Origin of the sequence: Candidatus Planktophila lacus (genome assembly GCF_002287925.1) — a bacterium.
GTDB lineage: Bacteria > Actinomycetota > Actinomycetes > Nanopelagicales > Nanopelagicaceae > Planktophila > Planktophila lacus.
Map to the genome: position 1 here is coordinate 565,866 of NZ_CP016769.1, position 25,966 is coordinate 591,831.

Sequence of the window (25,966 nt, forward strand, 5' to 3'; positions counted from 1 at the left end):
GTTAAATTGTTAAGGGCGCCCGAGCCAGCGTGAGAAGAGATACGGCGCGAGGAAGGCGCCATAAATCGTTCCGAATAAGAATGCGATACCTGGGCGATCAAAGAAGAATAGATTTGAAACGATTCCACCAAACCATGTCCAGATTAAGAAGAAATCAACTGCCGTGTAACTCGCGCTCTGCTTGCGGCGATCGCGCGGTAGAACTAAATGCAGAACTGCAATCAAAGCCATGCCAGATAACAACCACCCAAATGCATTTGATAGTGGAATTTCAGGGGTGAAGGGAACATGTGAGCCAGTTACCTCCCAAGTCCAACGACCACCGCTAACCATCTGTGGATCAAGGAATAAGTCATAGGCCATCATTCCAAAGCCACCGTAGAGAAATACCCAGTTCTTAGTCACTCGGCGTGCAACACATAAGACTGGATGCGCGATCATCGCCCATGCAAATGGAACAACAAGTGGAACGCTAATTAATTGCGGACCAAGTGATGGGTCATATGAATAGACGCCGAATGGCCATCCAGTGGAGACGCCAATCAACTCAATAAAGAAACCGAAAGTTAGCGCGATAGCTAAATATGTAAATACATATCGTGCACCGTATGACAACAGCGCATGTAGCGCCATTGCACCAGCACCCCAATAAACGGTTGCAATTGTTACAACGCGAAGCGTTTCACCTTCAAGAAGTGGATAGGAAACCTGTAAGAGCAGAGCAACGCCAAGCACCAGATAGAGAAAGAGGCGGGAGCGATCCGAGATACCGCGGCGGTGGCGCCTGCGGGGGTTGTAATGACGAATCGACATGGGCTAATTCTGCCCTAGTAATCGCTCCCAGAAATACCTCTATTTATTAAGCGAACCGCGGATATCGCGCACAGAAAAGCGTGCAAAGAGTTCTTCGGCATACCAAGCATGGCGTTCAGTGGCTGCAATCGCTTCTTGGTGGGCGGCGCCCTTGTAAGCAAAGTTTCTTAAATCTGCGCCAGAGCGCCAATGTGAAAAAGTTCCTTGCAGACCTATCGGAGCTTCACCAATTCCGATGGTCTGCAATAAACCAGGAGATGAATGCAGACTCGAAGTTACTGGTGGAACGGCTTTCCAGAAACGCACATTTTGGGCCCATTTGATTCGAGCGCGTGTAATCGCAACAACTTCACCATCACCAGCGCTCTTTACGTAGTCAAAGGGATTTACCTTGGCCCATAAACCATGAGATGAAATTGGATCAACGAGATATCGAACCTCATCACTGCTATTTGCGCGCCAGCGCTTGACTAACTTTGAATTATCTAGCGCCACCAATTGAGATTCTTCAATAACAACTAGCGCGCCCCAGCGAGTTATATCGGCATCGCGGGGTGTAAATGATTCACCTTTTCCCGCACCAAGCATCTTGGCAAAACGCACGCCCTTCATTCTGCGAAGGCCGCCACGATCTAGCGCCATCCGCAGAAGTGCGAAACCTAATTTGCTCTGCTTTACCTTCCAGAAGTAAATAACTGTGACAAGTTCATTGTTCATCTATTAATACCTGCTACAGCAAATATCTCTGCGGCAACCTCCTGCGGGTGGTCCCACATCGGAGCATGGCCACATTCGGCAAATGTTTTCCATTGCGCGTGCGCTGGAGCCATCAATCGTTCTTGGCAGGTTGTCGCCGGCAGAGTTTTATCTGAATCTCCAAAGATAATCGTCACTGGAATCGAGGAATCTACCTTCGAATCAAAACGCTTGTTTAGCATTCCATCCCAAGCCGGAAAATAACCCGGGGAATTAGCCATCGCCAGAGTCGCATCTAAACAAAGCTCTGTAGAAAATTCGCGCCAACGCGGACTAACGGATTCAAAACCTAATTTCCGTGACCACTCGTACTTCAAAAATGTTGGCGCAAGCGGCGCAGAATTCTTCGCCAAATAACGAAGCGTTGAAGTGCCAGGATATCTCTGCACAAATGTTGCTAACCAGAATCCAGCAGGGGCGAGGGCAACAACGCTCTTAACCGTTTGCGGATGTGCGGCGGCCATTTCAAGTGCAATCCAGCCACCCCAAGAATTTCCAACAAGATCAAACTCGTTAACTTGAAATTCTCGCCCGACTTCCTTGACAACTAAATTTGCCAATGCATGCGGATCCATGGACAGAGTTTTATCCATCGGCGTCTTACCGTGACCAGGAAGATCGACGGTGATCACGTTATAGCGAGGTTGCAGCAATGGGATCAAAGGCTTCCAGGCTGTTGCTGCCGAGCCCATCCCATGAACAAGCACAATATGAGGCGCTGATTCGGCCTCAGATGGGAGGAGTTGCATAGAAAGGTTCATCTTAAATTCAGATATTACTCCGTGGCGCTGGTTATTACCTGTTCATCTATGGCCGATGATAGACATGTGAATTTGAGAAAAACCATCGCCGAGGCAGTTGGTACTGCGACTCTTTTGTTAGTCGTTATCGGCTCCGGCGTAATGGCGACCAATCTTTCAAAAGATGTTGGTGTGCAGCTAACAATTAACTCAGCGGCAACCGGATTGATTCTCTACATCTTAATAACCTTGCTTGGCCCAATTAGTGGCGCCCATTTCAACCCAGTTGTGACTGCAATCCAGTTGTTCAAGAAGAACATCACGGCATCTCTTGCCACCGCCTACCTGGCGGCTCAGTTGGTCGGTGCGGTAATTGGCGTTGCACTTGCTAACTTCATCTTCAACTTACCAATTATCGAAATTTCGCAGAAGGATCGAACCGGCGCTGAACTCTTCGTGAGCGAGATTCTGGCAACGGCTGGCCTAGTCTTCATTATCTTTACTGCGATCGTGCAAAAGAGCGAAGCGAAGATTCCAGTACTTGTAGGCGCTTACATATCAGCAGCTTATTTCTTCACTTCATCAACTAGTTTTGCAAACCCTGCAGTAACGGTAGCCAGAACACTGTCAGATACCTTCGCTGGTATCGCCCCAGGATCTGTACTTCCTTTTATTGCCGCACAAATTATCGGAGCTGCGCTTGGTCTGGTACTCAGTACATTTATAAATTCCCCAAATAAAACAGGAAACGAGAAGTAGATGAGCAAACCAACAGTTTTATTCGTATGCGTACACAACGCAGGTAGATCACAAATGGCTGCGGGCTTCATGCGTGAACTCGGGCAGGGACGCGTAGAAGTGCTCTCTGCCGGTTCTGCCCCTAAAGATTCGATTAACCCAGTTGCCGTTGCAGCGATGGCCGAAGTCGGAATTGATATCGCAAATAACACACCAAAGGTTTTAACCCCAGAGGCTGTACAAGAATCAGATGCGGTTATCACCATGGGGTGCGGCGATGTATGTCCGTTCTATCCTGGAAAGCGCTATGAGGATTGGGTACTTGAAGATCCTGCGGGACAGGGAATTGAGCCAGTTCGCGTGATTCGCGATGAGATCAAAGTTCGTGTAGAAAAATTGCTTGCGGAGTTACTTAACTAATCTCCAACAATCATTGGGGTGGCGCCTGTGCAAGTAATTAACTCGGCATAACTAGTTGGGTAGACAGCATGCGGATGTCCAGATGCTGCCCAAACGACCTCGTAGTCATTTAGCGCTTGATCAATCAGGATCTTCTCAGGTTGGCTAATCCAACCAAGTGGTGCAACTCCACCTACTGAATAACCAGAAACTTCTTTTACATAATTGGCATCGGCGCGGCCAAGTTCGGTGATACCTAAATTCTTCGCAACTAAATCAGTATCAACGCGGTGGCGACCACTGGTGATGATCAATAGGGGATTGCCTGAAGGAAGTTTGAAGATAAGAGAAGAGGCGATTTGCCCAACTTCAATTCCTAAACCATTGGCGGCATCGACTGCAGTTCGGGCGGTCTCAGCAAGAACAGTTACTTGTCCTTTAACGCCAAGGTCGGTGGCTGCTTGAATAAAGCGTTTTACCGCTGCCTTTTCGAGGATGCCTTCCATAGTTGCAGGATACCCTTGGCAAATGTCTATCGGAGCACTTGATCAAAACCACCGTGCGAAATTAGCGAGAAATTCTCTGCGGGTCTGCTTCCTCTTGCTCGGAATAGTTTCTATGGGTTGGGTTCCGCGCATTCCCGAGATTAAAGATCTAATCGGGCTTTCAAATGGAGCTTTTGGCTTTGTTCTTTTGGGAAGCACCTTTGGTTCGATTACTGGTGCGCAGCTTGCCGGAAGGTTGATGCATACCTTCGGATCGCAGAAAGTGATTTTCGTTGGAGTATTCATCATGCCTGCTGGGTTAGCGGGTATGGGCCTAGCAACTAATGCAGTGGCGCTTTTTTTAAGTTTGTACACCATGGGGTTTGGGTATGCCTTGATTGATATGTGTTACAACTTTCAGGCAACAGTTGTTGAAAATATTTTGGAACGACGATACATGTCCTCATTTCACGCAATGTGGAGCATGGGCGCGTTTGTGACAACTGTTCTTGGTGGCGCAATTACTCGCCATGTTTCACCGCGCACAAATTTGGTTGCCATTGCGATCGTCTCTCTGATCGCCTATCTCATCGCTGCTTACTATTTGCTTCCTTCATCGATTGATGGGCATAAGGGCGATGAAGAACATCAAGCAAAGATTCCGCTTTTCGGTAAATCTGTTATGCCGCTCTGGTTCTTGGGCGTCGGACTTCTCGCCAGCTTGGTCGGTGAAGGCGCGGCAAGTGACTGGGGCGCAATTTTATTGCGCGATGAAATGGGCTATGGCAAAGGTGTTTATGCATCAGCATTCGCATCCTTTGCTCTCGCCATGATTGTCAGCCGCTTCTTAGGCGATCGCGCACTCGATTATTTCGGTCCAGCGCGTTTAGTAAAACTTGGTGGATATTTCGGCGGAAGTATTTGGGGGATTGCGATGCTAATTGCGATTCCAATGTCGGATTCTTATCCAATTCCTGCGCTGATAATTGTGAATATCGGCTTCATCGCAGCAGGCCTTGGCATTGGTCCAATGTTTCCTGCATTTATCTTGGCGGCAAGTAAGACTCCAGGGATTGCGCCAGCTGTTGCAATATCGCGCGTTGGTGTAATTGGTATCGCAGGCTTCTTCTTCGGTCCAACGGTTACAGGTTTGATCGCCGAATATACAAATCTTTCAATTGGTATGGCTTATCCGGTTTTGATGTTGATTCTGGCGGGCTTCTTATCGAAGTCGATTAAGAGAGGTAAGGCTTAAATCCAAGTTTGCAATAAAGTAAAGATTGCCAATACAACGAGTACGCCGGCAAAGAACTTCTTTGCTAATACATTGCTATGAGTTTGGTGATGAGAAGACCATAAGGCGATAACCATCGCACTAGCTGCCATCACGAGTGGAATTTTCCAATCGACTTCATCCCAGTGTGATTGATGGCCAATGAAAGCGGTTATCGAGTTAAGAGCTATAACAGCTAGTGAAGTTCCAGTTGCAACCCGCGCCGGCGTTCCAAATGCATGCATCAACACGGGAATGACTATGAACCCACCACCGATTCCGAAGAGTCCGGTTATCGCGCCAATACCCAAAGAGAGCAATACCAGGAAGCCAATCGACATCCTGCGCTCTTCTTGTTCTTCAGATTTTTTCAGCATTGAAAGCGCTGCAATAAACAAAGTGATGCTAAATCCAGTTGTGATTACTTGATCGCTTAACTTGTGAGCCAAGATCGAAGCCGCGAGGTTGGTAACTAACCCAAGTGCCCAAATGACTACTGCTTCACGGTAGAGAATCTGCTTGGCGCGAATTTTTGGAATAGAACCTGCTACAGCAGCTGCTAGAACTATCGCTAGCGCACCTGTGGTTGCAGGAATAGCGGTGAAGTCAAAGATGTAGAGAAGTATCGGAACCGAGAGCATTGCTCCACCGGCGCCTACAACACCTAAAACTGCGCCTATAGCTCCACCGGAAATTAGCGCCAGCAAGATATCCATTTCTTAATACTCTCACCGAAAAGCGAAACGGCCCCCATCTCTGGGAGCCGTTTCGGTGAACGTTTTTAACTTATTGAATTTACTTGTTGAAGAAAGAGATGTTTCCGACATGTGGACCGAAAGCATCTGCTGAAATTGCACCGCTGTAGATAAGTGCGAAGATGATTAGTGATGCGCCAGCAAGAGCGAGATCCTTATTGAAAGCGATCATTTCGTTCTGCTTTGTAGTTGCATCAGTCTCTTTCCAGTAGTTGTGGAAGATGACTGCGGCAAGCACCAAAGTGATTGCAAGCATTAGAGCGCCAAGGTCTACCCAGAAGCCGAGAGCGATGTAGATTCCACCGAGAAGGAAGAAAAGGCCACTTGCGATTACGCCGAGCTTTGCAGCAGGCAACTTCTTGTACTTGGCATAGCCAGTCATCATTTCAAGCTTGGCAAAGTGAGCGATTCCTGAGGTGATGAAGATGAAGGCGAAAAGAATTCGGCCAATTACGAGTACTACGTCCATGGTTCTCCTTTTAATAGCGGTTCTGACTCGGCAATTGTAGGGGAGATAGTTGAACTTTCAACTATTTTAAGCGTGGCGACACACCTTTCTTGCCAATGTCAGGGCCTTGGGCTAGTTTTCGAACACATGTTCGAATTGTCCACAGGAGAGGTTTAGGCGTCCCAAAATGTCAGTCCCAGAGATATCACCAGCCCACGAAGTAGTTTCCGATGGAGCAGCTACCCCCATCGAATTCACCTTTCGCGGCAAACGTTTTCGCATCCATGCAGTTCTATCGCGTTGGTGTGAAGCAGGTGGTTGGTGGAACCGGGTTAGCGATGGCATCTATCGCCCCGATGATGGCGCTCGCGCTTTATGGACAGTTGAAGCCGCTCCTATCGGTGCACTTAACACCTTTCAATTAGAACGCGACGAGATAACAGGTTCGTGGATCGTTAAACAAGTATGAGTTCAGCATGAGTTTTATCCATCTACGTACATCAAGTGCCTTCTCGCTTAAATACGGGACAACGCAGCCGCAAGATCTAGTGCAACGCGCTGCCGAATTTGAATCACCGGCGCTCGCTCTCACCGATCGCGATGGTTTATCTGGCTCTATTCGTTTTGCCCGCGCCTGCCTGCAGTACGGAATCGCACCGATTATCGGAGTAAACCTAGCTATCGATTTATTAAACGACCCTAATAGTAAAAATCCAAGCGCAAAAGATCTGCCACGCGTAACAGTTCTGGCACATGGCGATGGGGGATGGCGGGCACTTGTTCGTTTTATGACTGGGTTATCCATGAACGCCGTTGATCGCAAGCCGGTTATTACTCTCGAACTACTGCAAAGTTTTAGCGAATACTCAACACAGTTACATTTGCTGCACGGCCCTGAATCACCTTTAAGCCAAGCGCTAGTCTTGCACCGCAGCGATATCGCCTACGAGTTATTTAATAAGACTCGCCCCTTCTTTGGCGATCAAGCAATTGACTGTGTTTCACATCTTGTTGCTGGCAAAGGCCCGTTTTCAACAACACATGCCGCGCGCTCTTTAATCTTTGCCCGCGATCACGATATCGATGCAGTTATCACCAATGCAGTGCGGATGCGCGATGCCGCAGATGGACCAGTTGCTGACATCCTCGATTGTGCGCGCCAATTAGTTCCGCTGCATCAACGCCACCTCGAAAGACGTAACGCCGAAGGTTATTTAAAATCTAACGAACAAATGGTTTCACTCGCCGCCGAAATTGCGCGCGCTGCAGGAGAACGAACACCGCGCGCGCTTTTAAATACAACGCGACAATGGGCCGAACGCGCGTTGTTATCGCCACAACGCGATCTTGGTTTAGGGGCGATCCATCTACCTGAACCCCATGTAGTCGGGGCAGATTCAGCAAATCAAATGCGCACTTTGCTGCGCAGCCGTTGCGAATCCGGAATCAATTGGCGCTACAACGATTCAACGCTTATTGCTAAAGCGCGCACTCGTTTAGATGATGAACTAGCAACAGTTGCAACTCTTGGTTACGAGTCATATTTCTTAACCGTTGCCGACATCACTGATATGGCTCGCCAAAATAATATCCGCGTTGCCGCTCGCGGCAGCGGCGCGGGTTCTCTGATCTGTCACTTACTTGGCATCTCTGGCGTAGACCCGATGCGCCATGGCCTTTTGATGGAACGCTTCTGCTCACCGCTGCGTCGCGCTCTTCCCGATATAGATATCGATGTTGAATCCGCACGACGTTTAGAAATTTACGACATGGTCTTTAAACGCTATGGCGACACTGATTGGCGCGCACCAGGTGCGCTATCGCGCTGTGCAACCGTTGCGATGGTCGACACCTACCGCGCCCGAAATGCGATCCGCGATACCGGCGCCGCACTTGGTATCTCACCGATGGAGATCGATCTCATTGCAAAATCTATGCCGCATATCCGCGCTCGAAATATCGAGGCAACTCTTAAATCACTTCCCGAGCTTCGCTCACTTAATTTATCGGCGCCCCTTACCGCGATGGCGATCTCACTTGCCCAGCGCCTTGATGGCTTGCCGCGCCATTTAGCGATGCACCCATGCGCCGTTGTTCTATCTGATGCGGGTCTGCTCGATCGCGCGCCAGTTCAATTTAACGCGGGTGGTTACCCGATGGTCGAATTTGATAAAGATGACGTTGAAGAAATCGGTTTGCTAAAACTCGACATCCTGGGTGTTCGGATGCAATCAACTATTGCCCATGCTGTTGCAGAAATAAAACGAGTTGATGAAGCCGAAATTGATATTGATGTCGTGCCGCTAGATGACACAGAAACTTACGAGTTAATCCAATCAACGCGCACCTTAGGTATCTTCCAAGTTGAAAGCCCAGGGCAGCGCGAACTAGTAGGAAAGTTAACTCCGAAAACTTTTAACGATCTCGTTATCGATATCTCACTCTTTCGCCCTGGCCCAGTAAAGAGCGACATGATCCGCCCCTTCTTAAGTGCGCGCCATGGCTTTACTTCGGCGCAGATAATCCACCCTGATCTATATGAGATCTTGGCTGAAACTGAAGGAGTGGTTGTATTTCACGAACAAGTGATCTCAATTATCGCCACTATGACTGGCATATCTCTGGCTGCCGCCGATGAAAAACGGCGCGCTTTAGGCAGCAAAGAAGGCCAACAAGAAGTCTGCGATTGGTTCTTTCCTGCCGCAACCGCGCGCGGTTACGAGTTAACAACTATTACCGAGATCTGGGATGTCTTGCGCGCCTTTGCATCCTTTGGTTTCTGTAAAGCACACGCTGCAGCTTTCGCACTTCCCACTTATCAATCTGCATATTTAAAGACCCACTACCCAGCAGCATTTATCGCCGGTGTTCTCACTCACGATCCGGGCATGTACCCAAAGCGTTTGATGGTTGATGAAGCGCGTCAGTTAGGCGTTGGGCTGGCACCGCTTGATATCAATTTTTCCAATGAGAGTTATACGGTTGAGAAAAGTAACGATGGCGCTTACAGCGTACGCATCGCACTTTCTACAGTTGGTGGCATTAGCGCGGGGGAGATCACTTCGATAATCGCAGGGCGCCCCTATATCGATTTAGCAGATTTCTATCGCAGATCAGGTGCCTCACATCCAATTATCGAAACCTTAATCATGACTGGCGCTTTCGATCGAGTGCACTCGCTTAGCGATGGCGCCCTAAATCATCGCGATCTACTTCTGCATTTATCTGATCTAACTCGTTCACCTGCCTCAAATATCTCTGGTTCGCAGATGGTCTTTGGCTTTGCCCCACCTGCACTTGCCACCAGTGGATTACCTGCGATGGGCGCTTCCGAAAAAGTGCGTAACGAAGTCGAGCGCTTAGGGATGGATATCACCCACCATATGCTCGAGTTCTATGCGCCATTTCTAAATGCGATCGGCGCAGTTAAATCATCGGATCTACTAACACTTCGATCACAGAGCGATATCTTGGTTGCAGGAGTAAAGGTGGCGATGCAGACCCCACCAGTGCGCTCTGGGCGGCGCGTTATCTTCTTAACTCTCGATGATGGTTATGGTTGCACTGATTCAACATTCTTCTCTGATGCGCAAGAGGGTTTTGCTTCCACTCTCTACTCAACATCCTTATTGTTAGTCCGTGGCAAAACTAGACGCACCGGCGAACGCGGTATCTCGATCAACGCTAGCGGTGCCTGGGACCTACGCCAGGCTTATGAAAAGTGGTCGCGCAAATTAATCGAGAGAGCGATATGACCCAAGAGAAAGCGCAAGAGTCCACGATCTTGCATGTGGATATGGATGCCTTCTACGCATCTGTAGCCGAACTCGATCACCCAGAACTTCGCGGCAAAGCAGTTGTTGTTGGCGCAGGTGCACGTGGCGTTGTCCTATCTGCAAACTATGCAGCACGTAAATTCGGAATTCGCGCGGCAATGCCAGTGGGCCGGGCGCAACGTATGGCGCCTAATGCAATCTTTATCGCACCAGATCACCATCGATACTCTGAAATTTCTGAACGCGTAATGAAGATCTTCGAATCATTTACCCCGCTAGTTGAACCTATCTCACTCGATGAAGCTTTCTTAGATGTCACAGGTGCGCGCAAATTACTGGGCACAGGTCGCGAAATCGCAACAGAGATTCGCGCCAGAGTCGAGCGAGAAGAAGGCATCACCTGTTCAGTCGGTATTGCGCCTTCAAAATTTATTGCAAAGTTAGCCTCACAACATTGCAAACCAAATGGCATGCTCGAAATTACAACTGATCGCATCTTAACTTTTCTACATCCACTGCCAGTTGGCGCAATCTGGGGAGTCGGGCCAAAGACTGCTGAACAGCTGGAAAGACTTGGACTTCATACAGTTGCAGATATCGCAAACACGCCTCGCAGCACTTTGATTCGCGCACTTGGTGATGCAGCAGGTGCTTCACTTTATGAACTTGCGTGGGGCCGCGACTATCGAGATGTCACGCCTGAAGAACCAGATAAATCCATTTCGGCGGCCGAAACTTTTTCGACAGACCTAGATAATCCAATTGAGATCTTGCAAGAGTTTCTCCGAATGACCGAGAAGGCAACTGCGCGACTTCGCGAAAAAGGTTTATTTGCAAAGACAATTTCCATCAAGGTGCGCTTTGCAGATTTCTCAACGATCAATCGCTCAAAGACTCTGCCACTTGCAATCGATAGCACTCACGAGGTTTACGAAGTTGTTAAAGCCCTTTACTTGGCGTTAAAGATCGATCGCGCACGGCTTCGCTTAGTTGGAGTCTCATTGGAAAACTTGCAGGATGATTCACCAGAACAGTTGGTCTTGGGTGCGCGCGAGAAGGGTTGGCGCGATGCTGAAGGGGCCATTGATCGTGCAAAGGCGCGCTTTGGGAGGGGCAGCGTGCGTCCGGGGCGCCTAATTAAGGCTGAATCCGATGAGGAAGAGACCGACTAGCACCGCTAGGTCCTCTGGACTAGTTGGTGAACCAACTAGCACCTAGAGAAATCTTGTTCTATTGTGGGCATATGGCACTTTCCGATCGCGAATTACGCTTGCTAGCCGAGATGGAGCAGGCGCTATCAGCTGATGACCCAGCTCTTGTCTCCACGCTCTCAGGTACTCGCCGTCGCGGCCCAGGCGCTGCAATTGGCGTGGTCGCTCTCATCGTAGGAATCGCCACTCTCTTTGCCGGTCTAATCGCACAAGTCACCGCCGTCGGCGTCGTCGGCTTTATCTTCGCCCTCGTAGGCGTAATCGTCTTGGCTAATGCGATCTCGGCTGCAGCTAAAGGCGCTCGCCAGGGTTCATTTGCCAAGCGCCCACGCGGTAAAGGCTTTGGAAAGGGCTTCACCCAAGGCTTTGAAGATCGTTGGGATCAGCGCAATAACGGCTAACCGCCGCTAAATCTCATCTCCCAAGCCCTCGCTCACGCGGGGGCTTTTTTCTTGCCTATTTGCGGGCAAAACCGGTGGAGAGGCGTGGGGAGGAGGTGGGGGAAGGGTGGCGAAGGGTGGTTGAAAAAGGAGGAAAGTGGAGTAAAGTGGGGGATTAAGCGGGAATTGCCGCTTACAAGAGTCCTCGGGGAAGGGGGTTCGCGAAGATGTTTCTCGGTACCCACGAGCCACGCCTTGATGAAAAGGGCCGCTTAATCCTTCCCGCAAAATTCCGCGAAGAACTCTCTGCAGGTTTAGTAATCACAAAAGGACAAGAACGCTGTCTCTACGTTTTTCCATCTGCTGAATTTGCAACGATCACCGAAACACTGCGCCAGGCACCAGTTACATCAAAGAATGCGCGCGATTACATGCGCGTGATGTTTGCCGGCGCACACGATGAAATTCCTGATCGCCAAGGTCGCGTAACTATTCCTGCAGGACTTCGTACATATGCAGGTCTTGAAAAAGATTGCGTTGTTATCGGTGCAAATACTCGCGTTGAAATTTGGGATAACGCAGCTTGGAACTCTTATTTATCAGATCGTGAAAAGGGCTTTGCCGAGGTTTCAGAGGAGATTTTTCCGGGTCTCTTCTGAGAAAAATTAAAACAACTTAATAAAACAACTAAATAGCAAGTAAAAAACTAAATAGCGCTCTCATCTGTGGCCACCGCCGACCTAAAGCCGGCAGCGACACCCCTTCCCCGGTGTCGCTTTCGTTAGATCCGTCGGCCGGCGGTGACCAGAGATGAGAGATGAAGTTAAAGAAGTAAATGCGAGATAACTAGTTAAGAAAAGGGGGAGTGTATGAACGATGCAAGTACGCAACATATTTCAGTAATGCTTGATCGTTGCATTGAATTACTCTCTCCAACAACTCTGCTAAGCCAATCACCAGTTATCGTTGATTGCACACTTGGTTTGGGCGGTCACACCGAAGCCCTCCTTGAAAAGTTTCCAACTCTTACCGTTATTGGAATCGATCGCGATCCAATCGCTTTAGAACGCGCATCAGCAAGACTTGCTCGCTTCGGAGACCGCTTCAAAGCAAACCATGCAATCTTTGATCGCATCGACGAAGTTGTTGCTAGCCATGGTTATAAAAGCGTTAACGGGATCCTCTTTGATCTTGGCGTTTCATCTATTCAATTAGATGAAGTAGATCGCGGATTTTCATATTCACAAGATGCGCCTCTTGATATGCGCATGGACCGCACTCGCGGGATTACCGCTTCAGAGATTGTAAATACCTATGCTCCAGGCGCACTGGTAAAGATTCTGCGCACTTACGGTGAAGAAAAGTTTGCAACACGAATCGTGGAAAATATTGTTAAAGCCCGTGCGAAAGCACCTCTTAACTCAACCCAAGAACTTGCCACATTAGTTAAAGAGAGCATTCCTGCTGCAACCCGTCGTACCGGTGGTAATCCAGCAAAGCGCACCTTCCAGGCCCTGCGAATTGAAGCCAATGACGAGCTCGGTGCAATCACGCGCGCAATACCCGTTGCCCTCGATCTCTTAATGGTTGGGGGACGTGTAGTTGTTCTCTCCTTCCAATCTTTAGAAGACCGCATCGTTAAAGAGATCTTTGTTGAGCGTTCGACTTCAAAGACGCCACGCGATCTTCCAGTTGATCTTCCAGAATTTGCTGCGAAGTTTGCACTTGTTTCCAAATCAGGTGAAACACCTTCTGATCAAGAGTTGGCTAATAATCCGCGTTCGGCATCGGTTCGTTTACGTGCGATCGAAAGGTTGGCTGCTTAAATGGCACTTACCCAGACGATTGCAACTCGCACCCCACGCGCTCCACGCCAGAAGCTCTCTGAGAAGTCAGCAGAAGTCTTCTTAAAGTTAGTACCAAATGTTTCTGATGGCGCTCAAGCTACTCATCGCTTCTTTGCAACCTTCTTATCGGCAGTTGCTGGTATCGGTTTGTTGATGTTGCTAGTTGTAAATATTTTGTTGGCACAAGATGCCTTCACGCTCTCAGAGTTAAAGGCTGAAGCAAAGATCGTTGCAGATCAACGTGAAGCGATTAACCGCCAGATTGATCTCGCATCATCACCAGAGGCGCTAGCTAAGAAAGCAGCTGAACTCGGAATGCGCCCATCTGAATCTCCCGTATTTCTAAACCTGGCACCAATTGCAGACGCTGCAACTTCTGAAATAACTAATGGAGATGTCGCCCGTGGGTAATTTAAATCTGGCCGCATCTCGCATCCGCATACTCATCGTCTTTATCTTGATCTTCTTCCTACTCTTTGCCGCGCGTTTGATTCAAATCCAGGCGATCCAAGCCAGCGACTATCGCGCTAAAGCTGCCAATGAGATGGAGTCAACGCGTGCCATCCCAGCTGCGCGCGGTGAGATAACCGATATAAATGGCGTTGCCTTTGCACGCAGCGTCTCAGCGATAAATATCGTCGTTGACCAAACCTTAATTACCGATGCGCCCGCAACAGCAAACTTTGCTGCGCCAATCCTTGGAATGACAGTTGCGCAGGTACAGAGCGCGATATCTGGAACAAAGCGTTATTCGATGGTTGCTCGAAATGCGAAGCCTGCGATTTGGCGCACCTTGAGCGATTCCATCGATGCTCATAATGCAGCGCTATCAAAAGAGAATTTTGATAAGCGAATTCTGGGTTTCTTCGCCGAGCGCAATTACATCCGCGAGTATCCATCTGGCTCTCTTGTCTCCTCGCTTGTTGGCTTCGTTCGCCAAGATGGAATCGGTGCTACAGGCCTCGAATCAAGTATGAACTCACTGATTTCCGGAACCGATGGACGTTATTCATATGCGCGTGGCTTAGGTGCCGAAATTCCTGGTTCACAGAATGAAATAGTTGCGGCAAAGAAGGGCACAACGGTTCGTTTAACTATCGACCGTGATGTGCAGTGGGTTGCAGCGCAAGCTATTCAAGAAGCGGTTTCCAAGTCACGCGCAACTAGCGGAACAGTAATTGTCATGGATCCAAAGACTGGCCATATTTTGGCGCATGCGACCGCTCCAACATTTGATCCAAATAACACTAAGACTGTCTCTCAATCGTTGATGCGAAATCCATCGGTACAAGATGTTTATGAGCCTGGTTCAACTGGAAAGATTATGACTCTGGCTGCTGCGCTTGAAGAAGGGAAGATAACTCCAGAGACGGTTCTATCTGTTCCTTACTCAATCAAGCGCGGGGGAGATACCTTCCACGACCACGAACGCCATCCCGTTCAGCATCTAACAACCTCTGGAATCTTGGCAGTTTCCTCAAATACCGGAACTATAAAAATTGGCGAAATGCTTTCAAGCGACAAGTTGCACAACTATTTAACTAAATTTGGAATCGGCGTATCAACGGGATCTGGTCTACCTGGTGAATCTAAAGGGTTATTCCGCCCTGTCAGCGATTGGTCTGGAACTACAGCACCAACTGTTGCTTTTGGTCAGGGATACTCAGTTACCGCAATGCAGGCAACTAGCATCTTTGCAACTATCGCAAATGATGGTGTTCGCGTTTCTCCAACTGTTATTGCAGGCACTAGCGACAGCACTGGAAAGTTTACTGTGGCCGCAGATCGCACCAGCCAGAGAGTAGTTAGCGCAAAGACTGCACAACAGGTTCGCTTGATGATGGAATCAGTTGTTTCAGGACACGGAACCGCGCCAAGTGCGGCGATACCTGGATATCGAGTGGCTGGTAAAACTGGAACTGCCGAACGTTACAACGTTGATTGTGGTTGCTACAGCGGATACACCGCATCATTTATTGGCTTTGCCCCTGCAGATGCTCCAAAGTATGTTGTTAGCGTGACTATCCAAGATCCAAAGGGCTCGTACTACGGTGGCTCACTCGGTGGTCCAGTATTTAAAAAGGTTATGACATTTGTATTGCAGGCAGAGCATGTTGCACCAACTGGAACAAAAGTTCTTCCAGTAGCGCTAACCCAAGCAGAGCTTCGCCAGAAAGAGCGTCGCGAAACTGCGGCAACCGCACAGGCGAGTTTAAAGAGCAGATAATGCGCCCATTTAGCCAGAGCACTTTAAAGTTAACGAAAGTCGCCGGCGCTGTCTCTGCAACCTGTGAATTAAGCGAAGCGGAACTTTCTAAGATAGAAATTTCCGGCCTCACTCATAACGATTCTCAAGTAGAACCCGGAGATCTCTTTATTGCGATACCGGGTGCTAATCGCCATGGTGCAGAGTTTGCGATGAGCGCAGTAAGTAAAGGCGCGGTAGCGATTTTGACCGATAGTGCAGGAGCCGCTTACGTTCAGGGCATCCCAGTTCTAGTTGTGGCGGATCCTCGCCGCGTTGCGGGCAATATCGCTGCTCTGTTCTACAACGAACCAATGCGCGATCTATCGAGTATCGGAATTACCGGTACAAATGGCAAGACGACTGTATCTACTTTGATTTATCAAATATTCGAAGCAGCTGGGCGCGATAGCGGGCTAATCGGAACGATCGAAACACGTATCGGAAAAGATGCCGTCGAGAGTTCGCGAACCACACCGGAGGCCACAGATTTGCAAGCGCTCTCGGCGGTAATGCGCGAGCGACATATGCGCCATCTAGTTATGGAAGTCTCTAGCCATGCCATGGTCTTACATCGCATGCAAGGCGCACATTTCGCCTTTGTGGGTTTCACAAACTTGACTCAGGATCACCTAGATTTTCACGGAGATATCGAGAGTTACTTTGCAGCCAAAGCCAAGTTGTTTACCTACGAATTTGCAGATCAAGCCGTCATCAATATAGATACTGAATATGGCGCAAGGTTGGCTGATAAAACTGAACTTCCGGTTATCTCTCTATCTCGGCTAAATCCGCAAGCCACTTGGCACTTTGCAGAAATTGATACCTCTGGAAAGCAAGTTCACTTTAAAATTCGTGGCTCTGGCGGAATGCTTATTGAATCCTCAACAAAACTTCGCGGTGGCTATAACTTGGATAACCTTTTAATGGCTATCGCTGTCGCAGTTGAATCTGGTGTCGACCCAGTCGATATTGCAGCCGCTGTTCCGGCGCTATCAGGTGCAGCAGGTCGGCTAGAAGAGGTAAGCGTTGGTCAGAGTTATTCGGCCTTTGTTGACTATGCGCACACTCCTGATGCAGTCTCTAACGTGCTCGAATCAATTCGCGAATTTACATCTGGAAAAGTTATCGCCGTGCTCGGTTGCGGTGGGGATCGCGATTCCTCAAAGCGTCCCTTGATGGGGCAGGCACTTCTCAAGGGTTGCGATATTGCAGTGTTTACCAGTGATAACCCGCGATCTGAAGATCCAAGCCAGATTCTCAAAGAGATGGTTGGTAAGTTAAAAGTTTCTGAGCCAGCAAGAGTAATTGAAGATCGCAAGAGCGCGATTGAGTACGCCGTTTCTTTGGCATCGCAAGGAGACACAATTGCGATCTTGGGTAAGGGCCATGAACTCGGGCAAGAGATTGCTGGAAAGAAATTAGATTTTGATGATCGCAAAGTTTTGGCACAGGCGATTGCAGGTGTGAAATGATTGAGTTAAAGGCATCAGAGATCGCCAAGATCGTCGGCGGAGATTTAATCGGCAGTGATATCACCGTCACAGCAGCACCGATCTTTAATTCAAATCAAGCGACTAAAGGATCAATCTTTCTCGCTCTCGTAGGTGAAAAAACTGATGGCCATAACTTCGTTTCAGATGCTTTTGCGCACGGCTGCGTTCTCGCCTTTGTAACTAGGGAAGTCCCAGAACGCTGCATAGTCGTCAAAGATGTTCTTGCAGCGCTTAACTCACTTGCATCTTATGTTCGCCAGGCGCTACCTGAATTAAAGGTAATTGCGCTAACTGGTTCTCAAGGAAAGACAACAAGTAAAGATCTGCTCCGCCACATCTTGGAAACCGTCGCACCTACCGTGGCCCCGGCTGGAAACTTCAATAATGAACTAGGTGCACCGATCACTTTGTTGCAATGCGACGAGAAAACCAGATTCTGCATCCTAGAAATGGGAGCTCGTCATGTTGGCGATATCGCAAAGTTATGCCAGATGGCCACTCCAGATATTGGAGTTGTTCTCAGAGTCGGAACTGCACACGTTGGTGAATTTGGATCCGAAGAGTTAGTCGCCAAAGCTAAGTCAGAGATGATTTCATCACTAAGCGGCTCTGCGATAGCGGTTCTCGGTCAATACGATCAATACACGCCAGCTATGGCTTCCTTGCACAGCGGCGCAACGGTGACATTTGGTGAGACAACAAGTGCAGATGTTCGAGCCACAGATATTGAAATTCGCGAGGGCCGTCCGCATTTTGATCTAGTAACTCCGGCAGGTCGTGCATCGGTTGGCTTAAGAATTGTTGGAATTCATCAAGTATCTAACGCACTTGCCGCGGCAGCGATCGCAACCAATTTAAAGATCTCAATTGATCTCATTGCCGGTGCGCTTTCCACCGCCGAACTTCATAGCAAGTGGCGAATGGATATCGCAGAGCTAAATGGTCTAGTGCTGATTAATGATTCTTATAACGCAAGCCCTGAGTCGACCGAGGCAGCGCTACGCACCTTGGTGCTCTTTGCCCAAGAACGGGGCGGTCAATCCTGGGCTTTCCTAGGAAAGATGCATGAACTCGGCGCGTCATCGCTTCAACACCATTCACGACTTGGCACCCTTGCTTCAGAGTTAGGAATTGACCATCTCGTCTGCGTGGGTTCTCCAGAGTATGCCGCGCAGATTACTGGTTCCAGCGCAATGACAGTTCACCTCCTTGACTCTAAAGAGTTAGCAACCGAGTTAGTTAGCCAGATGAGCCAGGGAGATGTAGTTCTAGTGAAAGCATCTCGCGCAGAGAAGTTTGAGGATGTTGCAGAATCAATCACTGAAAAGTGGAATAGCCGTGAAGTTGGGGGAGAGAATTAAATGAGAGAAATTCTGATCGCTGGTGCGATCGCCTTGTTCTTATCTCTCTTCGGAACGCCAGGTTTAATTCGCATACTTGCCCGCCGCGGTTATGGACAGATTATTCGAGATGATGGACCTTCTTCGCATCACACTAAGCGCGGGACGCCAACTATGGGCGGCATCATCATCATTTTCGCAACGGCAGTGGGATATTTCATCGCCCACGCAATTTCGCGAAACACAGTTAGCACCTCAGCGCTCTTAGTTCTTGGTTTGATGGCAGGTCTGGGATTTCTTGGATTCTTAGATGATTGGCTAAAGGTTTCTCGCCAGAAATCACTTGGTTTAAATGCCAAGCAGAAAATCTTTGGGCAGATTGTGGTTGCCGCAACCTTTGCTTACTTAGGAATCAACTTTCCAGATCGCGATGGGCTTACGCCAATTTCCCAGAATTTATCTACCGTTCGCGATACCTCAATTACTTTAGGAACCACCTTGGTAATAATCTGGGTTGTCATAATGGTGACCGCTACCAGCAATGGTGTGAACCTCACCGATGGTTTAGATGGCTTAGCCACTGGTGCTGCTGTGATGACATTTATCGCATTTATTTTGATTGGCGTTTGGGAATTTGGTCAGAGTTGCGCGGTATCACCTGGCGCTAACTGCTATCTAGTTCGAGACCCGTTAGATATTGCTGTTCTATCTGCAGCGCTAGCTGGGGCCTGTGCCGGTTTTCTCTGGTGGAATGCTTCGCCAGCAAAGATATTTATGGGCGATACCGGTTCGCTAGCACTGGGCGGCGCCCTTGCTGGAATCGCAACAACTTTGCGTATTGAGTTACTACTAATTCCACTAGGTGGCTTATTTGTAATCATTAGCGCTTCAGTGATTCTGCAAGTCGCCTACTTTAAAATCTCAGGTGGAAAGCGAATCTTCAAGATGGCGCCACTTCAACATCACTTCGAATTAATGGGTTGGGGTGAGGTAACAATTGTGCTTCGCTTCTGGATCATCGCTGGTCTTTGCGTCGCAGCTGGCTTAGGGCTCTTCTACGCACAATGGGTTACGGCATAAGGCCGATAAGAAATGGCTATTAACTTATCGGGCGAGAGCGTTTTGATCCTTGGCGCTGGAGTAACTGGAATAGCAGTCGCCAGATCACTCAGCGCTAAAGGCGCTTCGATTCTCTTCGCCGATGACCAGGTTGAAAATGTAGAAGGATTTAAAGTTTCAAAGTCAGATCAAATACAGGTTGATGGGCTTTCATTTATCGTTATCTCACCAGGCTGGAAAGAGAGCCATCCGCTCATCGTTAAGGCGCAAGCCGCCGGCATACGTTTGGTAAATGAGATTGATCTGGCTTGGTCTTTTCGCGCAGAACTTGTTCCCGGTCAAAAGTGGATCGCTTTAACTGGAACCAATGGAAAGACAACAACTGTTGAAATGGCGGCGGCAATGCTGCGCGCAGGTGGCGTTTCAGCCATTGCTTGCGGAAATGTTGGTACGACGGTAATTGAAAGCGTAGAAAGCCCCGAGAAGTATGAAGTCCTCGTGCTTGAACTCTCATCTTTTCAACTGCACTGGTTAAGAGAAGCAAGTTTTGTGGCGGCAGCGATTTTAAATATTGCAGAAGATCATCTTGATTGGCATGGCACTTTCACCGAGTACGCGCGCGTTAAGGGCTCGATTCTAGATCGCGCATCGACAGGAGTATTTAACTCGTCAGATTTGGAAGTCGTAAATCAAGCAGCGCACTGGCAAGGACGCAAAGTCTTTTTCTCACTCGAGACGCCTGCACCTGGTGAAATCGGCATAGTTGAAGAGTTATTGGTGGATCGTGCATTTGTTAGCGATCCCCAGGAAGCGGCGATGCTTGCAGAGATAGTTGATGTAAAACCTACCGTTCCACACAATGTGGCAAACGCCTTGGCCGCCGCAGGGCTGGTTCGAGCCCTTGGCGTATCTCCGGAAGCAGTTCGCAGCGCTCTACAAAATTTCTCATTGGGAAGACACCGCATCGAAGAAGTTGCAAATATAAATGGTATTTCTTGGGTAAATGATTCAAAGGCGACAAATCCCCATGCGACAGTTGCATCTTTAAACTCAGCACTATCGTCTATCTGGATCGCAGGTGGGTTAGCTAAGGGTGCCGAGATGCAAGAACTAATCGCTAAGTGCAAATCAAGAATTAAAGTTGCCATCCTTATCGGTGCCGACCGCGAGCTAATCGCCGATGAATTGCGTTCGCAAGCACCAGAAATTGAAATCGTTTACGTCGATGCTCCCGGCACATATCAGCGAGGCGGAAGAGATAATTCACTGATGGAGGCGGTCGTTAAAGCTGCCGCTGAACGCGCTAAAACGGGGGATCGGGTCTTACTCGCCCCAGCTTGCGCATCAATGGATCAATTCATCTCCTACGAGCCATCCGCTCATCGTTAAGGCGCAAGCCGCCGGCATACGTTTGGTAAATGAGATTGATCTGGCTTGGTCTTTTCGCGCAGAACTTGTTCCCGGTCAAAAGTGGATCGCTTTAACTGGAACCAATGGAAAGACAACAACTGTTGAAATGGCGGCGGCAATGCTGCGCGCAGGTGGCGTTTCAGCCATTGCTTGCGGAAATGTTGGTACGACGGTAATTGAAAGCGTAGAAAGCCCCGAGAAGTATGAAGTCCTCGTGCTTGAACTCTCATCTTTTCAACTGCACTGGTTAAGAGAAGCAAGTTTTGTGGCGGCAGCGATTTTAAATATTGCAGAAGATCATCTTGATTGGCATGGCACTTTCACCGAGTACGCGCGCGTTAAGGGCTCGATTCTAGATCGCGCATCGACAGGAGTATTTAACTCGTCAGATTTGGAAGTCGTAAATCAAGCAGCGCACTGGCAAGGACGCAAAGTCTTTTTCTCACTCGAGACGCCTGCACCTGGTGAAATCGGCATAGTTGAAGAGTTATTGGTGGATCGTGCATTTGTTAGCGATCCCCAGGAAGCGGCGATGCTTGCAGAGATAGTTGATGTAAAACCTACCGTTCCACACAATGTGGCAAACGCCTTGGCCGCCGCAGGGCTGGTTCGAGCCCTTGGCGTATCTCCGGAAGCAGTTCGCAGCGCTCTACAAAATTTCTCATTGGGAAGACACCGCATCGAAGAAGTTGCAAATATAAATGGTATTTCTTGGGTAAATGATTCAAAGGCGACAAATCCCCATGCGACAGTTGCATCTTTAAACTCAGCACTATCGTCTATCTGGATCGCAGGTGGGTTAGCTAAGGGTGCCGAGATGCAAGAACTAATCGCTAAGTGCAAATCAAGAATTAAAGTTGCCATCCTTATCGGTGCCGACCGCGAGCTAATCGCCGATGAATTGCGTTCGCAAGCACCAGAAATTGAAATCGTTTACGTCGATGCTCCCGGCACATATCAGCGAGGCGGAAGAGATAATTCACTGATGGAGGCGGTCGTTAAAGCTGCCGCTGAACGCGCTAAAACGGGGGATCGGGTCTTACTCGCCCCAGCTTGCGCATCAATGGATCAATTCATCTCCTACTCCGATCGTGGAGATAGGTTTGCAGCAGCGGTAAAGAAAGTAGTCCAATGAGCGCCCCGGCCAAGTTCTTCGCAAAACCAGTTAACAATTTCTATATCTTGGCAGTCAGCTCACTCGCACTCTCGGTTATCGGTTTAGTAATGGTCTTTTCTGCATCTTCGATCCACTCACTGGATACAAGAGGCAACGCAGTTGCAATCGTTCTGCGCCAAGGCTTCTTCTTCGCGCTATCTATCCCGTTAGCAATCTATCTATCGCAAAGATCGCTAACCCAGTGGCGTTGGTTGGCAAGATTTGGCTTACTAATTTCAGTTGCAATTCTCGCCATCCTGCAGATCCCTGGAGTTGGAAAGACTGTCAACGGAAATACCAACTGGATCGCTCTTCCATTTGTTGATGTGCAGCCAAGTGAAATCTCAAAATTCTTCTTGATCCTCTGGGCGAGTTACTTGTTGGCAAATCAGGAGAAGAACGGAAAGACTCGGATTAATGTCTTTGCTCTGATTACTCCGGGATTTATGGTTGTTATCTTCTTAATCTTGTTGGGTCGCGATCTTGGTACGGCATGCGTTGTTGCAGCGATACTCGGCGGATTACTTTTTGTTTCAGGCGTTGAACTTCGCTTACTAGGCACATTGGTTGCAGCGGGAGCAGTTGTTCTGGCTGCGCTTATTGCAACCGCTGGCTATCGCGCTGCAAGATTTCTTGTTGTACTTGATCCATTCGCAGCAGAGCAGTATAAAAACGCAGGTTGGCAACCAGCACATAGTTTGCTCGGGCTAGCATCTGGTGGAATTTTTGGAGTTGGCTTAGGGGGTAGTCGTCAAAAGTGGGGCAACCTTGCCGAAGCACATACCGACTTTATCTTTGCAGTAATCGGTGAAGAACTCGGGCTACTCGGCACTCTTGCGGTTCTAGCCTTACTTGCAGCGCTGATCTTTTCAATCTTTAAAATCGCGCTGCGTTGCAAAGATCCAATGTCTCGTTATGTTGGCTCTGGAATCGGCTGTTGGATCGCAGTACAGACGGTTCTTAACATTGGTTCAGCAACTAGTGTGTTACCAGTTGTCGGTGTAACTCTTCCCTTTGTTTCCTATGGAGGCTCAGCGCTAATTTCTCTCTATATCGGACTCGGTTACATATTTGGCAGCGCGCTACGCGATCCTGAAGTATTCAATGAACTCCAGAAAGCGATAGAACGGCGTAGATTACGCACATCATGAAGATCGTTCTCGCAGGCGGTGGAACTGCTGGCCATATCGAACCAGCCCTTGCCGTCGCCCGCACCTGGCGCGCAAATCACGCAGGCGATCAGATTGAATTCCTCGGAACTAAATCAGGGCTCGAAAATCAACTAGTCCCTGAAGCAGGATTTAACCTCTCACATATCTCGAAGGTAGTCATTCCCCGCAAAATCTCACTCTCACTCTTTGTCGCACCTACGACATTAACTCAGGCCTTTCTTGAAGCCCGCGCAGTGCTTAAAGGCGCTGATCTTTTAATCGGTTTCGGGGGATATGTTTCTGCACCTGCATATTTAGCCGCTCGCTCCTCAAGGATTCCGATAGTCATACACGAGGCAAACGCGAAGCCAGGTTTAGCAAATCGCTTAGGCGCACTTTTCACAAACCATTTAGCTGTCGCTCAACCAGTTAAATCCGGAAAATTGAGCAGGGCGCTAATTACTGGCTTGCCACTGCGTTCGGATGTATCGAAAGCTCTTCAATCTAGCGGCAGCGATTGGGCAGCAGCGCGCAGTAAAGCAAAGGCCGCGCTAGGAATGAGCGCCAGCGAACCAGTTATTGCAATCTTCTTTGGCTCCCAAGGCTCGGTAGCGCTCAATAAGGTAATCGCCGATTCTCTTCCTATCTTTGAGAAGAATGGTGCACAACTGCTCCACGCAGTCGGCAAATCAAATCAACTTCCCAAAGCCGCACCTAATTACAAACCTGTCTCATATATCGAGGATATGGCCAGCACTTATCTAGCTGCAGATTTGATTATCGCTCGTAGCGGCGCCGTAACTTGCTCAGAAGTAAATGCGCTCGGAAAATATGCGCTCTTTATTCCACTGCCGATTGGAAATGGCGAACAGAGAGTAAATGCCCGTTTGGTGACCGAACAATTTCGTGGAGAAATCATCGATCAAAGTGAATTCACTCCACAATGGATCGAAAAGCACCTAGATCGCTTACTTAAGAATTGCGAGATGGCTAGCCCTTCAGGCAACGCTTCTGATTTATACGCCAGCGAAAAGATCGTTGCTTTGATGGAAGAAGCCTTGAAAGTGAAGGCGAAGTAATGGCAAACGATATTTCGCAATGGTCAGGCAAGCGTCTGCATTTCATCGGTATTGGCGGAGCGGGAATGAGTGGTTTAGCGCGCATAGCTCTCTCGCATGGAATAACAGTTACAGGATCTGACGCTAAAGATTCAACGGTATTAAGCGCGCTGCAGGCACTTGGAGCGCAGGTTTCGCCAGAACATAAAGCCAGCCAAGTAGATGGCGCCGATTACATTATTTTTTCAACGGCCATCAGTGCTGCAAATGTTGAGTTAGTTCGCGCCCAAGAGTTACAGATTCCCGTGCTGACCCGTGCGCAGGCGCTTGCAACTTTAATGTCGCAAGATCGCAGCATCGCCGTTGCCGGAACTCATGGCAAGACAACTACTTCATCGATGTTGACCGTTGCCCTGCAATCGTGTGGATTGGATCCTTCATTTGCGATCGGCGGCACGTTGACATCATCTGGATCAAATGCCCATAAAGGAACAGGCGATCTCTTTGTCGCCGAAGCCGATGAATCTGATGGATCATTTATTGAATACCATCCCAACGCTGCGATCGTTACAAATATTGAACACGATCACGTTGACTTTTTCGCAAAGCCTGAGGATGTAACCAAGGCATTCAACTCTTTTGCCGCAACAATTAGCCAAGATGGAATTCTGGTTTATTGCGCCGATGATGCTGGTTCTGCCGCTTTGGGCAGGAACCCGAAATTACGCCCTGATCTAAAGGTTGTTTCCTATGGAACTATCGAAGGTAGCGACCTGTATATCGATTCAATCAATCTATTGGCTATGGGATCAACGGCGAGAGCGCTTTGGAAAGGGCGCTTAGTCGGAACCCTCTCGCTGCAAGTTCCTGGTTTACACAATGTTTTAAATGCTGGTGCAGCTTTAGCGATGGGCCTAGCCCTTGGTGCACCCGCTGCCGAACTACTTTCAGGTTTAGCAAGTTTCCATGGCACTGGGCGCCGCTTTGAGTTAAAGGGAACTGTTCATGGAATTCGCGTAATCGATGATTACGGACACCACCCCACTGAAATTACCGTGACCTTAGAAGCGGCAAAGCGCTATGCCGGTGATGGAAGAGTTCTTGCGATATTTCAACCGCACCGTTATTCGCGAACGCAAGCATTTATGAAGGAGTTCTCAACGGCATTAGATATAGCCGATGAAGTAATTCTCCTTGAAATATACGCGGCATCTGAAAAACCAATACCAGGCGTAAGCGCTGCGCAGATCGCATCCGCAATGGAAAACGGCCAATTTATTCCAAACTTTTTCGAAGCATCTGACTGGGTTATCGAAAATGCAAAACCAGGAGATGTAATACTGACCCTTGGTGCGGGAGATGTGAACTCACTGGCGCCAATTATCTGCGATGGGCTAGCGCGCCGATTTAACTCACCGGTCTAAAGATCT

At 48.8% G+C, this 25,966-nt stretch carries 25 protein-coding genes; 19 read left to right on the forward strand and 6 right to left on the reverse strand.

The genetic code is table 11. The features are described 5' to 3' along the window. Window positions 1-9 precede the first annotated feature (9 nt). From A1s21148_RS02865 to A1s21148_RS02875, 3 genes are read right to left on the reverse strand one after another with little or no spacing between them, the layout of a single operon-like run. Complete coding sequence (locus tag A1s21148_RS02865) at window positions 10-813, reverse strand: carotenoid biosynthesis protein (RefSeq protein ID WP_095670970.1); 804 nt, start codon at window positions 811-813, stop codon at window positions 10-12. A 39-nt stretch (window positions 814-852) separates the two neighbouring features. Continuing rightward, complete coding sequence (locus tag A1s21148_RS02870; RefSeq protein ID WP_095670971.1) at window positions 853-1,530, reverse strand: spheroidene monooxygenase; 678 nt, start codon at window positions 1,528-1,530, stop codon at window positions 853-855. After that, on the reverse strand, window positions 1,527-2,318 hold the full coding sequence (locus tag A1s21148_RS02875; protein WP_223299425.1) for an alpha/beta fold hydrolase: 792 nt from the start codon (window positions 2,316-2,318) through the stop codon (window positions 1,527-1,529). The genes A1s21148_RS02870 and A1s21148_RS02875 overlap by 4 nt, the downstream gene beginning before the upstream one ends. A 60-nt stretch (window positions 2,319-2,378) precedes the next feature. Here A1s21148_RS02875 and A1s21148_RS02880 point away from each other — a divergent pair, with 60 nt between their 5' ends. Together A1s21148_RS02880 and A1s21148_RS02885 are read left to right on the forward strand one after the other, a co-directional pair. Further along, on the forward strand, window positions 2,379-3,068 hold the full coding sequence (locus A1s21148_RS02880; RefSeq protein WP_095670973.1) for an aquaporin: 690 nt from the start codon (window positions 2,379-2,381) through the stop codon (window positions 3,066-3,068). Beyond that, on the forward strand, window positions 3,069-3,467 hold the full coding sequence (locus tag A1s21148_RS02885; RefSeq protein WP_095670974.1) for an arsenate reductase ArsC: 399 nt from the start codon (window positions 3,069-3,071) through the stop codon (window positions 3,465-3,467). It abuts the gene before it with no gap. Here A1s21148_RS02885 and A1s21148_RS02890 read toward each other — a convergent pair. Then, entirely contained in the window at window positions 3,464-3,952 is a 489-nt protein-coding gene (locus A1s21148_RS02890; RefSeq protein ID WP_095670975.1) for a YbaK/EbsC family protein, read from the reverse strand. The genes A1s21148_RS02885 and A1s21148_RS02890 overlap by 4 nt on opposite strands. A 22-nt stretch (window positions 3,953-3,974) precedes the next feature. On the opposite strand from A1s21148_RS02890, the gene A1s21148_RS02895 reads away from it, so the two are divergent. After that, window positions 3,975-5,186 (forward strand): MFS transporter, encoded by a 1,212-nt coding sequence (locus A1s21148_RS02895; protein ID WP_190276912.1) that lies wholly within the window; start codon window positions 3,975-3,977, stop codon window positions 5,184-5,186. Here the strand turns inward: A1s21148_RS02895 and A1s21148_RS02900 are convergent. Together A1s21148_RS02900 and A1s21148_RS02905 are read right to left on the reverse strand one after the other, a co-directional pair. Continuing rightward, window positions 5,183-5,920, reverse strand: coding sequence for a sulfite exporter TauE/SafE family protein (locus A1s21148_RS02900; RefSeq protein WP_095670977.1), 738 nt, complete (start codon window positions 5,918-5,920; stop codon window positions 5,183-5,185). The genes A1s21148_RS02895 and A1s21148_RS02900 overlap by 4 nt on opposite strands. Window positions 5,921-5,999: 79 nt before the next feature. After that, entirely contained in the window at window positions 6,000-6,428 is a 429-nt protein-coding gene (locus A1s21148_RS02905) for a DoxX family protein (protein WP_095670978.1), read from the reverse strand. A 166-nt stretch (window positions 6,429-6,594) separates the two neighbouring features. On the opposite strand from A1s21148_RS02905, the gene A1s21148_RS02910 reads away from it, so the two are divergent. From A1s21148_RS02910 to murC, 16 genes are all read left to right on the forward strand, one after another. Next, window positions 6,595-6,876 carry a DUF6504 family protein gene (locus tag A1s21148_RS02910; protein ID WP_095670979.1) on the forward strand — a complete coding sequence of 94 codons (282 nt, stop codon included), beginning with the start codon at window positions 6,595-6,597 and terminating at the stop codon, window positions 6,874-6,876. 7 nt (window positions 6,877-6,883) lie between these two features. Further along, entirely contained in the window at window positions 6,884-10,162 is a 3,279-nt protein-coding gene (locus A1s21148_RS02915; RefSeq protein ID WP_095670980.1) for a DNA polymerase III subunit alpha, read from the forward strand. Next, on the forward strand, window positions 10,159-11,355 hold the full coding sequence (gene dinB / locus A1s21148_RS02920) for a DNA polymerase IV (protein ID WP_095670981.1): 1,197 nt from the start codon (window positions 10,159-10,161) through the stop codon (window positions 11,353-11,355). Before A1s21148_RS02915 ends, dinB begins: the two co-directional genes overlap by 4 nt. A 71-nt stretch (window positions 11,356-11,426) precedes the next feature. Continuing rightward, on the forward strand, window positions 11,427-11,795 hold the full coding sequence (locus A1s21148_RS02925; protein WP_095670982.1) for a DUF3040 domain-containing protein: 369 nt from the start codon (window positions 11,427-11,429) through the stop codon (window positions 11,793-11,795). A 206-nt stretch (window positions 11,796-12,001) separates the two neighbouring features. After that, window positions 12,002-12,433: a division/cell wall cluster transcriptional repressor MraZ gene (mraZ, locus tag A1s21148_RS02930; protein WP_095670983.1), complete on the forward strand. Its 432-nt coding sequence runs from the start codon at window positions 12,002-12,004 to the stop codon at window positions 12,431-12,433. Window positions 12,434-12,643: 210 nt separating this feature from the next. Next, the gene (gene rsmH, locus A1s21148_RS02935; protein ID WP_095670984.1) at window positions 12,644-13,600 is read left to right on the forward strand and encodes a 16S rRNA (cytosine(1402)-N(4))-methyltransferase RsmH; all 957 of its coding nucleotides are present in this window, start codon (window positions 12,644-12,646) and stop codon (window positions 13,598-13,600) included. Continuing rightward, on the forward strand, window positions 13,601-14,032 hold the full coding sequence (gene ftsL, locus A1s21148_RS02940) for a cell division protein FtsL (RefSeq protein ID WP_095670985.1): 432 nt from the start codon (window positions 13,601-13,603) through the stop codon (window positions 14,030-14,032). Further along, window positions 14,025-15,848 (forward strand): peptidoglycan D,D-transpeptidase FtsI family protein, encoded by a 1,824-nt coding sequence (locus A1s21148_RS02945; protein ID WP_095670986.1) that lies wholly within the window; start codon window positions 14,025-14,027, stop codon window positions 15,846-15,848. The genes ftsL and A1s21148_RS02945 overlap by 8 nt, the downstream gene beginning before the upstream one ends. Then, window positions 15,848-17,341 carry a UDP-N-acetylmuramoyl-L-alanyl-D-glutamate--2,6-diaminopimelate ligase gene (locus A1s21148_RS02950; RefSeq protein WP_095670987.1) on the forward strand — a complete coding sequence of 498 codons (1,494 nt, stop codon included), beginning with the start codon at window positions 15,848-15,850 and terminating at the stop codon, window positions 17,339-17,341. The genes A1s21148_RS02945 and A1s21148_RS02950 overlap by 1 nt, the downstream gene beginning before the upstream one ends. Beyond that, on the forward strand, window positions 17,338-18,723 hold the full coding sequence (locus A1s21148_RS02955; protein WP_095670988.1) for a UDP-N-acetylmuramoyl-tripeptide--D-alanyl-D-alanine ligase: 1,386 nt from the start codon (window positions 17,338-17,340) through the stop codon (window positions 18,721-18,723). Before A1s21148_RS02950 ends, A1s21148_RS02955 begins: the two co-directional genes overlap by 4 nt. Next, entirely contained in the window at window positions 18,724-19,782 is a 1,059-nt protein-coding gene (mraY, locus tag A1s21148_RS02960) for a phospho-N-acetylmuramoyl-pentapeptide-transferase (protein ID WP_095670989.1), read from the forward strand. A gap of 12 nt (window positions 19,783-19,794) precedes the next feature. Continuing rightward, complete coding sequence (gene murD / locus A1s21148_RS02965) at window positions 19,795-21,150, forward strand: UDP-N-acetylmuramoyl-L-alanine--D-glutamate ligase (RefSeq protein WP_095670990.1); 1,356 nt, start codon at window positions 19,795-19,797, stop codon at window positions 21,148-21,150. Between the two features lie 22 nt (window positions 21,151-21,172). Beyond that, window positions 21,173-22,306, forward strand: a complete 1,134-nt coding sequence (gene murD, locus A1s21148_RS02970) for a UDP-N-acetylmuramoyl-L-alanine--D-glutamate ligase (protein WP_223299426.1) — start codon at window positions 21,173-21,175, stop codon at window positions 22,304-22,306. Continuing rightward, window positions 22,303-23,478, forward strand: coding sequence for a putative lipid II flippase FtsW (gene ftsW, locus A1s21148_RS02975; protein ID WP_095670992.1), 1,176 nt, complete (start codon window positions 22,303-22,305; stop codon window positions 23,476-23,478). Before murD (A1s21148_RS02970) ends, ftsW begins: the two co-directional genes overlap by 4 nt. Beyond that, window positions 23,475-24,557, forward strand: a complete 1,083-nt coding sequence (locus A1s21148_RS02980; RefSeq protein ID WP_223299427.1) for a UDP-N-acetylglucosamine--N-acetylmuramyl-(pentapeptide) pyrophosphoryl-undecaprenol N-acetylglucosamine transferase — start codon at window positions 23,475-23,477, stop codon at window positions 24,555-24,557. Before ftsW ends, A1s21148_RS02980 begins: the two co-directional genes overlap by 4 nt. Further along, window positions 24,557-25,960: a UDP-N-acetylmuramate--L-alanine ligase gene (gene murC, locus A1s21148_RS02985; protein WP_095670994.1), complete on the forward strand. Its 1,404-nt coding sequence runs from the start codon at window positions 24,557-24,559 to the stop codon at window positions 25,958-25,960. Before A1s21148_RS02980 ends, murC begins: the two co-directional genes overlap by 1 nt. The last annotated feature ends 6 nt before the right edge of the window (window positions 25,961-25,966 follow it).

What these genes read in the sequence shown, in the direction of transcription:
- A1s21148_RS02980 (WP_223299427.1), top strand. Translation starts at nt 23,475, where the DNA reads ATGAAGATCGTTCTCGCAGGCGGTGGAACTGCTGGCCATATCGAACCA.
- A1s21148_RS02890 (WP_095670975.1), bottom strand. Translation starts at nt 3,952, where the DNA reads ATGGAAGGCATCCTCGAAAAGGCAGCGGTAAAACGCTTTATTCAAGCA.
- A1s21148_RS02885 (WP_095670974.1), top strand. Translation starts at nt 3,069, where the DNA reads ATGAGCAAACCAACAGTTTTATTCGTATGCGTACACAACGCAGGTAGA.
- murC (WP_095670994.1), top strand. Translation starts at nt 24,557, where the DNA reads ATGGCAAACGATATTTCGCAATGGTCAGGCAAGCGTCTGCATTTCATC.
- A1s21148_RS02880 (WP_095670973.1), top strand. Translation starts at nt 2,379, where the DNA reads ATGGCCGATGATAGACATGTGAATTTGAGAAAAACCATCGCCGAGGCA.
- A1s21148_RS02895 (WP_190276912.1), top strand. Translation starts at nt 3,975, where the DNA reads ATGTCTATCGGAGCACTTGATCAAAACCACCGTGCGAAATTAGCGAGA.
- A1s21148_RS02955 (WP_095670988.1), top strand. Translation starts at nt 17,338, where the DNA reads ATGATTGAGTTAAAGGCATCAGAGATCGCCAAGATCGTCGGCGGAGAT.
- A1s21148_RS02865 (WP_095670970.1), bottom strand. Translation starts at nt 813, where the DNA reads ATGTCGATTCGTCATTACAACCCCCGCAGGCGCCACCGCCGCGGTATC.
- mraY (WP_095670989.1), top strand. Translation starts at nt 18,724, where the DNA reads ATGAGAGAAATTCTGATCGCTGGTGCGATCGCCTTGTTCTTATCTCTC.
- A1s21148_RS02915 (WP_095670980.1), top strand. Translation starts at nt 6,884, where the DNA reads ATGAGTTTTATCCATCTACGTACATCAAGTGCCTTCTCGCTTAAATAC.
- A1s21148_RS02875 (WP_223299425.1), bottom strand. Translation starts at nt 2,318, where the DNA reads ATGCAACTCCTCCCATCTGAGGCCGAATCAGCGCCTCATATTGTGCTT.
- A1s21148_RS02910 (WP_095670979.1), top strand. Translation starts at nt 6,595, where the DNA reads ATGTCAGTCCCAGAGATATCACCAGCCCACGAAGTAGTTTCCGATGGA.
- ftsW (WP_095670992.1), top strand. Translation starts at nt 22,303, where the DNA reads ATGAGCGCCCCGGCCAAGTTCTTCGCAAAACCAGTTAACAATTTCTAT.
- murD (WP_095670990.1), top strand. Translation starts at nt 19,795, where the DNA reads ATGGCTATTAACTTATCGGGCGAGAGCGTTTTGATCCTTGGCGCTGGA.
- A1s21148_RS02870 (WP_095670971.1), bottom strand. Translation starts at nt 1,530, where the DNA reads ATGAACAATGAACTTGTCACAGTTATTTACTTCTGGAAGGTAAAGCAG.
- mraZ (WP_095670983.1), top strand. Translation starts at nt 12,002, where the DNA reads ATGTTTCTCGGTACCCACGAGCCACGCCTTGATGAAAAGGGCCGCTTA.
- rsmH (WP_095670984.1), top strand. Translation starts at nt 12,644, where the DNA reads ATGAACGATGCAAGTACGCAACATATTTCAGTAATGCTTGATCGTTGC.
- ftsL (WP_095670985.1), top strand. Translation starts at nt 13,601, where the DNA reads ATGGCACTTACCCAGACGATTGCAACTCGCACCCCACGCGCTCCACGC.
- A1s21148_RS02905 (WP_095670978.1), bottom strand. Translation starts at nt 6,428, where the DNA reads ATGGACGTAGTACTCGTAATTGGCCGAATTCTTTTCGCCTTCATCTTC.
- A1s21148_RS02925 (WP_095670982.1), top strand. Translation starts at nt 11,427, where the DNA reads ATGGCACTTTCCGATCGCGAATTACGCTTGCTAGCCGAGATGGAGCAG.
- dinB (WP_095670981.1), top strand. Translation starts at nt 10,159, where the DNA reads ATGACCCAAGAGAAAGCGCAAGAGTCCACGATCTTGCATGTGGATATG.
- A1s21148_RS02900 (WP_095670977.1), bottom strand. Translation starts at nt 5,920, where the DNA reads ATGGATATCTTGCTGGCGCTAATTTCCGGTGGAGCTATAGGCGCAGTT.
- A1s21148_RS02950 (WP_095670987.1), top strand. Translation starts at nt 15,848, where the DNA reads ATGCGCCCATTTAGCCAGAGCACTTTAAAGTTAACGAAAGTCGCCGGC.